A 12,633-nucleotide genomic window follows, 5' to 3' on the forward strand; every position below is an offset into this window, starting at 1 on the left:
TATGCGGACGATTCAACGGAACCCGACCGTCACATGGCCGACGACCACATCCGCTACGACATTCTGGCCCAGGAGGCATTGCGCGGTGTCATGCGCAAGGTCCTGGCCGAAGTCGCGCGCACGGGCCTTCCGGGCAACCATCATTTCTTCATCACCTTCCTGACCGGCGCGCCGGGCGTGCGCATCTCCTCGCGGCTGCGCGAGCGTTATCCGGAGCAGATGACCATCGTCATCCAGTTCCAGTACTGGGACCTGAAGGTGACCGACACCGGTTTCGAGGTGGGACTCTCCTTTTCCGACGTGCCCGAAAAGCTCGAAATCCCCTTTTCCGCCGTGCGCGGTTTCTATGACCCATCAGTGAATTTCGAACTCGAATTCGACGTCAAGGCGGACAACGCCGCGGAAGACGACGACGCCGCGCCGGCCCCGGAGCTGCCGATCGCGGTCGTGACCGAAAAGAAACCGGAATCGAAGAAAAAGGCCACCGAGGCCGAGAAGAAGCCGGCTGCCGCCGATACCGGCGGCAAGGGTGCCGAAGTGGTTTCGCTCGACGCCTTTCGCAAGAAGTGAGCCGGGGAAATGGGCGAGGTCGTCAATCTCCGCCAGGCCCGCAAGCAGAAAGCGCGCATCGAGAAGGAACGCCTGGCCAGGGAAAACCGGGCATTGCACGGCCGTTCCAAAGCCGAGCGCGAGCGTGACCGGCTGACGTCCGACATGACGGAAAAATTCATGGACGGCCATCGCCGCGAAAAGCCCGGCGATCCGGACCGGCGCTGAGCGCCCGGATGGCCGCTGTCGAAAAACGCTCGGTGACGATCCGCGGCCACCGCACCAGTTTTTCCCTGGAGCAACCCTTCTACGACGATTTGGTGGCGATCGCGACGCAGCGCTCGCTGTCGCTCGCGGCCCTCGTTGCCGAGATCGACGAAACGCGGACCCGTGACGCCAACCTCTCCTCCGCGCTCAGACTCTACGTGCTCGCCTGGGCAAAGCGCGGCGGCAAGGCATCTTGACCGGCCTCAGACCGGATCGCCGAGGCTTTCCTGCGCCTTGCGCTTGGCGCCGAAGCTGAGCAGGGCCGAACGGTCGCGTTCCTCGGCCTGCTTTTTCGACCGCACCCGCATCAGGTCCTTCCAGCCGATATAGCCGACCAGCCGTGCATCCTCGCGCGAGACGACCGGCAGATGCGAGACGTTGGCCAGGAGCAGCTTGTCTGACAGTCCTTCCAGATATTCGTCGGGATAGGCGAGCGTGACCTTGCTGCCGGCCAAAAGTTCGCCGAGCGTCGTCTTGCGGTGCTTGCCGGCGCGGCGCCAACGCAGGATCGCCGGCGGATCGATGAGGCCGAGCACATGGCCTTTCTCGTCGATCACAGGAAAGCTCGGATGGCGCGTGTCCGGGGCGGTCAGGAATGCCGCCGCGCCGTGCAGCGTCATCGTCGCCGGCACGCTCTCGACCTTGGTCGTCATCACCTCGCGCACCCTGGTCAGCGCGAAGGGATCGACGCGGTATTCGCGAACGAGGTGGTGTCCGCGCCGCGCCACCTTTTCGGTCAGGATCGATCGCTTCATCAACAGCACGGTGACGGCATGGGCGGTGGCGCAGGCTGCGATCAGCGGCACCAGCATGTGGGTGTTGCCGGTGAGTTCGACCGCGAAGAAGGTCGCGGTCAGCGGCGCGCGCATGGTGCCGCCCATGGTCGCGGCCATCGCCAGCAGCGGCCAGAAGCCGGGCGTCGCCTCGGGCAGGATACCGGCAAGCACCGCGCCCATCGCGCCGCCCATGATCAGGAGCGGCGCCAGCACGCCGCCCGACGTTCCCGAACCCAGCGCCACCGACCAGATAATGGCCTTGACGACCAAAAGCGTCAGCGCCGCCGCCAGCACATGGCCATCCAACATGTTGGCGATGTTGTCGTAGCCGACACCGAGCGCCTGCGGCTCGATCAGTCCACCGATACCGACCACCAGGCCGCCGATCATCGGCCACCACATCCAGTGTATCGGCAGCTTCTGGAAGGCGTCCTCGCAGGCATAGACCATTTGCGTCAGCAAGCCGGAGAGCAGGCCGGCGGCAATCCCGACCAGCACCCAGCCACCCAATCCGGCGATCGTCGCTTCCATGCTGCCCGAGAACGGGAAGATCGGTCCCGGCAGGTGCAGCAAGGTGCGTTCGACCTCGGCGATGATGGCGGCAACGGCGACCGGGATGAAGCTGCGCGGCGTCCATTCGAACAGCAGCAGCTCGACGGCGAGCATGATTGCCGCGATCGGCGTGCCGAACACGGTCGTCATGCCGGCCGCCGCGCCCGCCACCAGCAGCGTCTTGCGTTCATTGTCGCTGACCGGCAGCATCTGCGCGATCAGCGAGCCGATCGCCCCGCCGGTCATGATGATCGGCCCCTCGGCGCCGAACGGTCCGCCGGAGCCGATCGAGATCGCCGACGACAATGGCTTCAATACCGCCACTTTGGCGTCGAGCCGCGAGCGGCCGAGCAGGATTGCTTCGATGGCTTCCGGAATGCCGTGGCCGCGGATCTTTTCGCTGCCGAAGCGCGCCATCAGCCCGATGACCAGCGCGCCGATCACTGGAACCAGCACGGCGGCATAGCCGAGCGGCGTGTCCTCGAGCCTGAGCTCGGCCAGTGTGAACTGGCCGAAATAGGCGATGTTGGTGGCGAGCCTTATCAGCTTCAACAGCGCGATGCCGGCAAACAGCCCGGCGGTCGCCACAACGACTGCGATGGCGGCGATGATGAGCACCCGCGGATCGGTGGTGAAGTCGCGGAGATGGCCGTTTCCGGCATGAGCGGATTTCATTGGGGAGCCTGAGCTTTCTGGCGGCGCGGTACCGTCCGGTTGTCGGCCGGCTACATATCGTAACACGATATAATTCTTCAAGGCCGTTTTTGGTGGTTGCTCCGCGTCATTTTGGTCATGGATGTGCCAGGCTTTCATAAGAGTTGAGCTTTGGCCGGAAAGGGCGATAAGTCGTGGCATGACGCATCCGAAGAAACCACGTCCCGCCATCAGCCAGGCCGACTATCAGCGGCTTTCGGAGTTCCGCTACCTGATCCGCCGCTTCCTCGAATTCAGCCAGTTGCAGGCGAATGAGGCGGGCTTGACCCCGCGCCAGCACCAGGCGCTGCTGGCGATCAAGGGCTATCCCGGCGGCGGGCCGGTGGCAGTGGGCGATCTGGCGGAGCGGTTGCGCATCCGCCACCACAGCGCCGTCGAACTGGTGAATCGGCTGAGCGAGGCCGGCTTGGTCGCGCGGGATCAAGATAAGGCCGACCACCGCCGCGTCCTGCTGCAACTCACCCCGCTCGCCGACGACCGTCTCGCCGAATTGTCGGCCGCCCATCTCGACGAGCTTGCCCGCATCGAGCCTATGCTCAAGCGCCTGCTTTCGCGGCAGGAGCCGGTTTGAGCGCTACATCCAGCGCTGTCCTTCGCGACGTCTTGGGTGTTTTGTTCGCCCGCGATTCCGGGCGGAACCGCTATGCAGTTTTCCCGGAATAATGGGTTTCAACCGCCGTCCAGCGACTTCAGGAGGTTGTCGATCGTGAACGGATTGGACTTGGGCTTCGGCGGCTCTGGAACGGAACCGTCGTTGACGCCGGGAAGCGACCGGTCGACTTTTGGCGCCTGCTCAACCGCCCTGCGTTCAGCTTCCAGCCTCGCCTGCTCGGCACGCTTGCGATCCGCCTCGGCCTGGGCTTTCGCGGCTGCGGCCTGTTGCTCGGCCTTTGCCTTGGCATCGGCTTCCGCCTCTGCTTGCGCATCAGCCTCGGCCTTGGCGCGCGCCTCGGCCTCGGCCTGAGCCTTGGCGTCGGCTTCCGCTTTTGCCCTTGCCCCTTCTTCCGCTTTGGCTTGCGCCTCGGCTTCTGCCTTCGCTTGCGCCTCCGCTTCGGCTTTCGCCCTGGCTTCAGCCTGGGCTTTCTGTCGCGCCTCTTCCTCTTGCCGGCGCAGTTCCTCGGCCGCCCGGTCGCGCTCCGTCTGCAGCGCAGCGTAGTAGCGCACCTCGCGCCGCAGCCTCTGCTTCTCGAGCAGCGCCGCCTGCATCGCCTCGACGCGCTGCTGCTCCTTCTCCAGCGCGCGCTGGGTCAGGAACTGCGCCAGCGGCGCGCTGTCGAACTGGAGCGACGTCGCCCCGATCTGGCCTGCAAGGCTGAAGTTCACAGCCGGTTCGGAGCCGACAAGCGCCTCGTCGCCCGGTCGATAGGTAATCGCTCCCTTGGCGGCCAGCGTGCTCGCATCGAGGTCGGCGGTAACGTCCGCCGACAGCGTCGCCGCCGGATTGTCGAGGCTGATCGGCGGCGCCCGCAGCGTGCCATTGGCAACGGTGAAGGGGATATCGGTGTTGCCGGCCGCGAAACTTCCCTGTCCGGCGATCTCAGGCGCGAAGCCGGCGGTCTTGGCGGCATCGATGTCGCGTCCGATTGCATCGGCCTTGGCGATGACGGGGGCAAAAGCATCGGGATTGATGCCGGCGATGGTCAGTCCCTTCAGCGCCGCCGTGCCGGACCCTGACAGGGCGGCGATCATCGCATCGACAGACTTGCCGCTGGTCGACAGCGCGGCCGAAATGTCGCCGCTGCCGCTGATTCCGGCGCCAGGCAGCACTGCGGTAAGATCACTGCCCGCCAGCTTCAACTGACCCGATAACAGGCCGGTGCCCTCCGTGTTCTTGAGCTCGAACAGGCCGGTCAGCGTGCCCTCATAGAGCTTGGCTTTGAGGTCCGAGACACGGATGCCTTCCCGGTCGAGCTTCAGCGACAGCGTCGCGTCATGCGCGGTCGCGAACGGTCCGGCGGCAAGGGCCGCCGTGTTGAGGTCGAGATCGGCGCTGAACGGCAGGGTCGATTTCCGGCTGAACGGCGTCGTCGGCCAGCCACCGTCCTTCCCGGCGAGGAAGGACTGGTCGCCGAACAGCGACACCGCCAGCGGGTCGAGGTCGAGCTCATCGAGCGCCAGCGCGCCGGCAAGATGCGGCAGTCCGTCCTTCATGTCGGCGTTGACGTCGCCGGACACAGTCGCCTTGTTGATGGCGCCGCTGAGCCCGCTCAGCACCAGAAGCCCATTGCCGAAGTCGGCATCGCTGGCGAGCGAAGCCGACGTCCCGGTGCCCATGCCGGGCAGCCCGACACCTGTCGTCATCAGCCATGGCTCGATATCGGCGGCGTCGAGATTGACCTTGCCCTTGGCGGTGGCGCCTTGCTCTGTCTCGGCGATGGTCCCGTCAAAGCTCGCCCTGAAATCGTCGGCCGTCAGGTTGAAGCTGGTTGCCAGACCGCCGCCCAGCGAGCCTTTGGCCGTGATATCGGTGGTGGCCTGTCCAAGCATGCCGAGCGGCAGCGCCGGCAGGCCGTAGAGTGCAAGCAGCGTGGCGGCGTTCTCGTTCCTGGCATTGAAGGTGATCGATACCGGCGCATCGGGAAGCCGATCCCGCGTCCCCCTGCCCGAAAGCGAAGCCGAGAAGGCGGAACCGCCGGCCTTGCCTTGCGCCGAGAGCGCGAGTCCGGTGGTGCCGTCGCCATTGTCGGCGGCACTTATCACCAGGTCGATCCGGGCGTCCTGGAACAGCTCCGGATAGGCAGCAACACGGGCAGCCAGGCCTTTCAGAACCTGATTGTCCGGATAATGCTGGGCTGCGACATCGATGAGCGGCTTGAGATCGACGGCCACCACGGATGCGTCGAGCTTGCCGGTCGGGCTTTCCGGAAAATCCTTGATGCGCCCGGTGGCGCTGATCGAAGCGCCGGCGAGCCCTCCGACCGAGAGCCGGTCGATCTCGAGCAGGCCCTTGCGCAGCCTCAACGCCGTATCAACTGTATCGGCGGTCAGCCCGGCGGCGCTGACCGGGCCCGCCTTGATCTGGAAATCGAGGTCGCGGTCGGAGAAGCGGTTGGCGCCCTTGTCGCTGACGAAGATCGAGGCGAAGGCCGCCAGCCCATCGACGTCGAGTTCGCCGCCCTCCAGCTGCATCAGCACCGAGGGCCTGGCGCCATCGGGTTGGCTGGAATCGATGCGGCCGGAAAATTTCGCCTTGCCGAGGATCAGCTCGAGGTCGCTGAACGACTGCCGGTTCTCGCTGAGATCGACCTTGGCCTTGAAGCCCGCCGCCGGCAGACGGCGGATCGCGTCGTCGACATCCTTCGACAGCCAGGCGGCGAAACCGGACGGCTGTCCGACAGCAAGCAGCAGGGATCCGGTGAAGCCGAAATGGTCCTCGACGTTCAGCATGCCGTCGGCTTCAAGCGTCGCCCGGCCCGGCAGTGTCGCGGCGAGCGACTTCACCGACCACCCGCCTTCGGCCGGCTCCGCCGAGAGCCGCACGTCGCGAACCGTGGTATCGCCCGCCACCACCGCCGGCAGCCTGACCTCGACCGTGCCCGGTATCGTCGGCTTCGGCATGTGCTGAAGCGTCTGCTCGAACGCCGCGATACGCTGGTCGAGCGTCAATCCGGCACCTGCGGATGCGCCCACCGCCTCGTCGAACTGCACCTGCGCGCCGTTCGCTTCGATCGAAAAATGCGGTTTCAGGCCGAGATCGACCGAGGCCTTGCCGTCGGCGGTATAGGGGTTGTCGAGCGGTCCGGTCTCGAAGCGGAATTCATCGACACCGAGCTTCTGATGGTCGAGCGCGAATTTGCCGTTCAGCCGGAAGCCGGGATCGGGCTTGCCGGCGCTGACCTTCACGGGCTCGCCGTCAGTGCCGCGCAATTCGGCCGAGCTCCTGTCGGCCCCATTCTTGTCAGAGGCCGAAACCTTGAACTGACCGGAATAGACCGCCGCGCCTCTGACGATGCCGGCATTGCCGTCCGTCTCGATGATGAGCGGATAGGCATCCGGGTCGGCTTTGAGTCTGACCCGCATCTGGCCGTCGGCTTCCGCTCTGCCGGTTGAGGCCGAGACTTCCGTGCGCAGTCCGTCGAAGCGCAGGGAGCCATCCATCCGCCACGGACCGGCGAGCGACTTTGCCGACACGGTCGAGTTGATCTCGGAGATGAAATGGCTGCGCCCGCCGGCGGCATGGCGCAATTCGATCTGCCCTTCGGTCACCGTCAGCTTCTCGATCGCGATCTGTCCGGGATCAAAGGGCGTCGACGGCCGGATCGCCCAGTCGACCGTGCCGTCGCCGGCAACATCGATGGTCGCCTTCGGATGCACCAGCCGCATGTCGAAGATCAGCAGTTCGCCGCGCAGGAACGGCGCCAGCTCCGCGTCCATGGAGAAGGTCTCCATCGTCATCGCCGGCTGTCCGCCAGGGCCGCCTGCGACCTCGACATTGGAGAAGGTCACCGAAGGGAATGGCAAGAGCCGCGCGGTCGCGTCGCCTTTCACGGTCACCTTGCGACCGAGGATGGTGCTCGCCTCGCGCTCGAAATCGGCGCGGTAGCCGGTCCAGTCGACGAAATACGGCACCACCAGCGCCGCGCACAGCACCAGCACGAACAGGCCACCGAAGATCACGAACAGGCGAGCGAGCATCGGCCCCAAAGCCTAGGATTAAGTCAGCCGCACTCTACCCGCATCCGCGCGGCGATAAAGAGGCAATTCGGCTGCAACCCTCGGCGTCTAGGCTCTCGGCAAGATCTTGCCGGGGTTCATGATGTTCAGCGGATCGAGCGCCTGCTTGATCGTTCGCATGACCTCAACGCCATGGCCGAGCTCATGGCGCAGGAAGCCGACCTTGCCCTGGCCGATGCCGTGCTCGCCGGTGCAGGTGCCTTCCATGGCGATCGCCCGCATGTTGAGCCGCGCGACGAATTTTTCAGCGAGTGCGATCTCCTGCGGGCTGTCCACATCCATCAGCACCAGCACATGGAAATTGCCGTCGCCGGCGTGGCCGACGATCGGCGCGATGAGGCCCATTTCGGCAATGTCGGCTTCGGTCTCCGTGACGCATTCGGCAAGCCGCGAGATCGGCACGCAGACATCGGTCGAAAGCCCCTTGGCGCCGGGGCGCAGCGTCAGCGACGACCAGTAGGCGTCGTGCCGCGCCTTCCAGAGCTTCGTCCGCTCCTCGGCGACGCTGGTCCACAGGAACGGTCCGCCGCCATTCTCCTCGGCGATCATGCCGAAAGTCTCGGCCTGTTCGGCGACACCGGCGTCGCTGCCGTGGAATTCGACGAAAAGGCATGGGCTCTCGGGATAGTCGAGCTTCGAATAACTCTTCATCGCCCGCATCTGCAGCGCGTTGACCAGTTCGATGCGCGCCACCGGGATGCCCATCTGAATGGTCGCTATCACTGCGTTGCATGCGGCCTCCAAGGTCGGGAACGGGCAGACGCCGCCGGAGATCGCCTGCGGAATGCCCTGCAGCCTGAGCGTCAGTGCTGTGATGATGCCGAGCGTGCCTTCCGAGCCGACCAAGAGCCGCGTCAAGTCGTAGCCGGCCGAGCTTTTCTTCGCCCGTTTGCCGGTCGTCACTGCCTCGCCGTCGGCCATCACCGCCGTCAGCGACAGCACGTTGTCGCGCATCGTGCCGTAGCGCACGGCATTGGTGCCCGACGCCCGTGTTGCCGCCATGCCGCCCAGCGAGGCATTGGCGCCGGGGTCGATCGGGAAGAACAGGCCGGTGTCGCGCAAATGGCGGTTAAGATCCTCGCGTGTCACTCCGGGCTCGACCGTGCAGTCGAGATCCTGCGGATTGACCGAGAGGATGCGGTTCATGCGAGAGGTGTCGATGGATATGCCTCCGCCCGGCGCATTGGTGTGGCCCTCGAGCGAGGAGCCGACGCCGAAGGCGATGACCGGGACGCGGTGCGCGGCGCAGGTGCGCACGATCTCCTGCACCTCCGGCGTGGTTTCGGCGAAGACGACGCCGTCCGGCGCCTGGGTCGGGATGTAGGTGGTGGTGTGCGCATGCTGGTCGCGGATCGCCTCGCCGGTCTGAAAACGCTCGCCGAACCGCTGCTTGAGGATGCCGAGTGCGGCGGCGATGCCTTTCTCGTTGCGCTCGACGGGGTTGAGGTCGCTCAAAGCCATGAATTCCTCCGCGAATGGACCAGCGGCCACTCTTGTAATGCAGCTATGGATGATGCCTAAAGCAATTCCAGGAAAAGAGTGAAGCACCGGAATTGCGCCAGAGCGAAGAGAACCTCACCAGCCAGGCCCTGTCCAGCGACGATCAAGGAAAACCAGATGACGATGACCGCGCCGATCATTTCCAAGCCGATGGCGATCGAGAAGGATTGGATCGACTATAACGGCCATCTCAATATGGCCTATTACAACGTGCTGTTCGACTGCTGCTCGGACGAAGCGTTCGAGCTGATGGGCATGGGACCGAACTATGCCAGGGACCGCCGCCTCACCATCTACACGGCGGAAGTCCATGTCTGCTACGTGCAGGAGCTTCACCTCGACCACAAGGTGAAGGTCTCGTTCCAGCTCATCGACCACGACGAGAAGCGGCTGAGGGCCTATCAGGAGATTCGCCACGTCGATGGCTGGCTGGCCGCGACGTCCGAGCAGCTTGCGCTGCATGTCGACATGGCAGGGCCGAGGGTCGCTCCCTTCCCGGCCGATGTGATGGCACAGGTTGAAGCCATGCGCGCCGCCCACGCCGCGTTGCCGATGCCGGAGCGTGCCGGCCGTTCGATCGGCATCAAACGCAAGAGCGCTTGAAAACCCGCACACCGGCGTTAACCTTACCAAGGTTTTAACGTGAACAAGCCGATTGAGTCTGTTGAACGACTCAGTGGCGCGTTCGAAAACCGCCGCACCGGGTTTACGCGCGGGCGGCAGGCGGAATGCGGTGCGAGGACAGTGCATGAAAACCGACATCAAGGTCGAAGTGGAGCGGTTGGCGGCCGATCCGCGCATCACCGACTATGATTTCTGGCGATCGTTGAAGAACGTCAACAACGAGATCTTCCACATCGCCAACAACAAGGAGCCCATCCCCTTCGACATGATCCGCTGGCGCGCGATTCTCAAGCAGGCGCGCATCAGACGCGGTCACACTGAGCCTTCAGCGCTCCCTTAAACTGCCAAGCGGCGAGCGCGCCTCGACCGGCGACGACTGTATGATGGCGGTGTTGGTCATCGCATAGGGAATAATTTTGTCGATCACCCGCTCCAACTCGGCCACCGAGCCGACATGCGCGAGCGCGATGAAGCAATCCTCGCCGGTCACTCGGTCGCATTGGGCGATTTCCGGCAGGTCGCGAATGATCCCGGCCACCACGGCAAGCTGCCCCGGGACCGGCCTGATTCGCAGCCATGCCGACAGCTTCATGCCGAGCGCCGTCGGATTGATCTTCACCGTATAGGCTTCGATCACGCCATTCTCCTGCAGCTTGCGAATGCGTTCGGCCACGCTCGGCGCCGAGAGCCCGACGGCGCGCGCCAGTTCCGCCGTGCTGGTGCGCGCATCCTTTTCCAGGAGTCGCAGGATTTTCAGGTCCGCCGCATCCAGCTCGCCATTTTCATTTCGCAGGCGTTTCAAATAATTCTCTTTTCTTCAGAAGGTGAACGGCGATCGGAGCCGTGCATCATCCATATAAGTCGCGAAGTTCGCCTGCGATAATGACCCTATGAATTCTGAAGCGCAAGTTCGTCCGACAAACCGGGCCGGCAGCGACACCGACGCTGCACGCCCTGCCCTCGCCGGACTGGCCGATGCGGTGCCGCCGCATGTCTGGTTCTGCGTCAGCGCGATCTTCCACTATCTTGGGCCGGCCTTCGCCGTGCTGCTGTTCGCTCAAGTCGGCGTGCTCGGCATGGCCTGGCTGCGCATCGCCACGGCCGCGCTCGTCTTCGCGCCGCTTACCAGGCCATGGACGGTTTTCACGCGCGCCGACCGCTCGGCCCGCCTGCTGCTGTTGGCCTTCGGCGCCTGCCTGGCGGTGATGAACTGCGCCTTCTATCTGGCTCTAGACCGCCTGCCGATCTCGCTAGTCGCCGCGATCGAATTTGTCGGCACCATAGGCGTCGCGATGGTCGGCCTCAGAACCCCGCGCAATTTCGCGGCGCTCGCCATCGCTGTCGCCGGCACGTTGCTGCTCATCGATGTCAAATGGTCGAGCGATCCCGTCGGCCTGTTCTGGGCTTTTCTCAACGGCGCGCTGTTCATCGGCTATATCGTTTTGGGCCACCGCATCGCCCGAACTGGCCTCGGCATCGCCGGCCTCGGCACCGCCATGGCGATCGCCTTCCTCGTCGTGCTGCCGGTCGGCTTCAGCGAGGCGCTGCCAGCCTTCTCGGCGCCGCAACTGCTGATCGCCGGTATCGGCGTCGGCCTCTGCTCCTCCGTCATCCCCTACATTTGCGATCAGCTCGCCATGGCGCGGCTGCCGCGCGCGAGCTTCGCGCTCATGCTATCGCTCTTGCCGCTCACCGCGACCCTGATCGGCGTGGTCGTGCTCAGGCAGGTTCCGAGCCTTACCGATTGCCTCGGCATCGCGCTGGTTGTGGCGGGCGTCGCCATGCACAAGCCAGCGCCGGAGTGATCCGCCGCCCGTCGAGGTGTGTTGAGGTTCAGGTCAGGCCGAGCCGAGAATGGTGGATTCCGAGAACCAGAGCGGAGCGTACTTTGAAGTACGTGAGCACCGGAAGCGCAGGAAGCCGCCATTCGCAGGCCGGGCTAACCTGAATATCAACACACCTCAGGCCAGTTTCTCCTTAAGGAAGGCGACCGTCCTCCCCCAGGCCAGATCGGCCGCCTTCTTGTCGTAGCGCGCGGCCGAGGTGTCGTTGTTGAAGGCGTGGTTGACGCCGTCATAGACATAAACGGTGTATTCGACATGCGCGGCGTCGAGCGCCTTCTTGTAGGCGTCGATGCCGGCATTGATGCGCTCGTCCAGCCCGGCATAATGCAGCAGCAGCGCCGCCTTGATCTTCGGCACATCCTCGGCCTTAGGCTGCATGCCGTAATAGGCGACGCCGGCACTGAGGTCCGGCGCATTGACGGCGAGCGTGTTCACCGTGCCGCCACCCCAGCAGAAGCCGACCGCGCCGACCTTGCCGTTGCTGTCTTGGTAAGTCTTGAGATAGGCGACCGTCGCTACGCCGTCGGCCGCGACTTGGGCAGCATCAAGCTTGCTGAACATGTCGCGCGCCTTGTCCTCGTCGGCTGGCGTGCCGCCGAGCGGCGACAGGAAGTCCGGCGCCAGCGCGACGAAGCCTTCCAGCGCCACGCGCCGGGCGACGTCACGGATATGCCCATTGAGCCCCCGGTTCTCATGGACGACGATCACCGTGCCGAGTTTGCCGGACTGATTCGCCGGCTTGACCAGATAGCCCTTCATCTCGCCGCTGCTGCCGGGATAGGTAATGTCCTCGCCCTTCACCCTCGGATCGTTCTCGGCGACGATCGCCGCCTTGGCCGAATTCGCAGCCAGCATCGGCGCGATCGCGGCGGCCGCGGCGCCCGATCCAGCGAGCCGAGTCAATTGCTCCATGAAGCGCCGCCGGTCGAGCGTCAGATGCGTATATTCGTCATAGGCATCGATCATCGCCTGAGTGATGATGGGCTGTGTGACGACAGGCTTGGCGACAGGTTCGGTCATGGCTCTCCTCGACGACTGTTTGACGCGCAAGATAGGGTTAGAACGCGCACGGTCCAGTCATCCGCCGGCGACAACGGCACTCGATCCGAACTTCGACCATGACGATTGCCGGT

The 12,633-nt window shown here is 64.7% G+C and carries 12 protein-coding genes; 7 read left to right on the plus strand and 5 right to left on the minus strand.

The window, feature by feature from the left end; translation table 11 throughout:
* The first annotated feature begins 33 nt into the window (after window positions 1–33).
* Genes EOD29_RS01630 through EOD29_RS01640 form a run of 3 tightly spaced genes read left to right on the plus strand, consistent with a single transcriptional unit; the run spans window position 34 to window position 1,013 of the window.
* Window positions 34–570 carry an SspB family protein gene (locus tag EOD29_RS01630; RefSeq protein WP_066990875.1) on the plus strand — a complete coding sequence of 179 codons (537 nt, stop codon included), beginning with the start codon at window positions 34–36 and terminating at the stop codon, window positions 568–570.
* Window positions 571–579: 9 nt separating this feature from the next.
* Window positions 580–777, plus strand: a complete 198-nt coding sequence (locus tag EOD29_RS01635) for a DUF4169 family protein (RefSeq protein ID WP_095802677.1) — start codon at window positions 580–582, stop codon at window positions 775–777.
* 8 nt (window positions 778–785) lie between these two features.
* The gene (locus tag EOD29_RS01640; protein WP_095779013.1) at window positions 786–1,013 is read left to right on the plus strand and encodes a ribbon-helix-helix domain-containing protein; all 228 of its coding nucleotides are present in this window, start codon (window positions 786–788) and stop codon (window positions 1,011–1,013) included.
* Window positions 1,014–1,019: 6 nt separating this feature from the next.
* On the opposite strand, the gene EOD29_RS01645 is transcribed toward EOD29_RS01640, so the two are convergent.
* Window positions 1,020–2,819, minus strand: coding sequence for a chloride channel protein (locus tag EOD29_RS01645; RefSeq protein WP_127245783.1), 1,800 nt, complete (start codon window positions 2,817–2,819; stop codon window positions 1,020–1,022).
* Between the two features lie 178 nt (window positions 2,820–2,997).
* Here EOD29_RS01645 and EOD29_RS01650 point away from each other — a divergent pair, with 178 nt between their 5' ends.
* Window positions 2,998–3,429, plus strand: a complete 432-nt coding sequence (locus EOD29_RS01650; RefSeq protein ID WP_066990862.1) for a helix-turn-helix domain-containing protein — start codon at window positions 2,998–3,000, stop codon at window positions 3,427–3,429.
* 98 nt (window positions 3,430–3,527) lie between these two features.
* Here the strand turns inward: EOD29_RS01650 and EOD29_RS01655 are convergent, their stop codons facing one another.
* A complete protein-coding gene (locus EOD29_RS01655; protein WP_127245784.1) occupies window positions 3,528–7,493 on the minus strand; it encodes an AsmA family protein in 3,966 nt (1,321 codons plus the stop codon).
* An 87-nt stretch (window positions 7,494–7,580) separates the two neighbouring features.
* Window positions 7,581–8,993 carry an FAD-linked oxidase C-terminal domain-containing protein gene (locus EOD29_RS01660; protein ID WP_127245785.1) on the minus strand — a complete coding sequence of 471 codons (1,413 nt, stop codon included), beginning with the start codon at window positions 8,991–8,993 and terminating at the stop codon, window positions 7,581–7,583.
* Window positions 8,994–9,149: 156 nt separating this feature from the next.
* On the opposite strand from EOD29_RS01660, the gene EOD29_RS01665 reads away from it, so the two are divergent.
* Window positions 9,150–9,635 (plus strand): thioesterase family protein, encoded by a 486-nt coding sequence (locus tag EOD29_RS01665; protein ID WP_127245786.1) that lies wholly within the window; start codon window positions 9,150–9,152, stop codon window positions 9,633–9,635.
* Window positions 9,636–9,780: 145 nt separating this feature from the next.
* On the plus strand, window positions 9,781–9,996 hold the full coding sequence (locus EOD29_RS01670; protein ID WP_127245787.1) for a hypothetical protein: 216 nt from the start codon (window positions 9,781–9,783) through the stop codon (window positions 9,994–9,996).
* Here EOD29_RS01670 and EOD29_RS01675 read toward each other — a convergent pair.
* Window positions 9,982–10,458, minus strand: coding sequence for an Lrp/AsnC family transcriptional regulator (locus EOD29_RS01675; RefSeq protein ID WP_067323168.1), 477 nt, complete (start codon window positions 10,456–10,458; stop codon window positions 9,982–9,984). The two genes, EOD29_RS01670 and EOD29_RS01675, sit on opposite strands and share 15 nt — an antisense overlap.
* An 88-nt stretch (window positions 10,459–10,546) precedes the next feature.
* On the opposite strand from EOD29_RS01675, the gene EOD29_RS01680 reads away from it, so the two are divergent.
* Complete coding sequence (locus EOD29_RS01680; protein ID WP_127245788.1) at window positions 10,547–11,461, plus strand: DMT family transporter; 915 nt, start codon at window positions 10,547–10,549, stop codon at window positions 11,459–11,461.
* 156 nt (window positions 11,462–11,617) lie between these two features.
* Here EOD29_RS01680 and EOD29_RS01685 read toward each other — a convergent pair whose 3' ends face one another.
* The gene (locus tag EOD29_RS01685) at window positions 11,618–12,520 is read right to left on the minus strand and encodes a dienelactone hydrolase family protein (protein ID WP_127245789.1); all 903 of its coding nucleotides are present in this window, start codon (window positions 12,518–12,520) and stop codon (window positions 11,618–11,620) included.
* Window positions 12,521–12,633 lie beyond the last annotated feature (113 nt).

This window comes from Mesorhizobium sp. M1A.T.Ca.IN.004.03.1.1 (assembly GCF_003997555.1).
Lineage (GTDB): Bacteria > Pseudomonadota > Alphaproteobacteria > Rhizobiales > Rhizobiaceae > Mesorhizobium.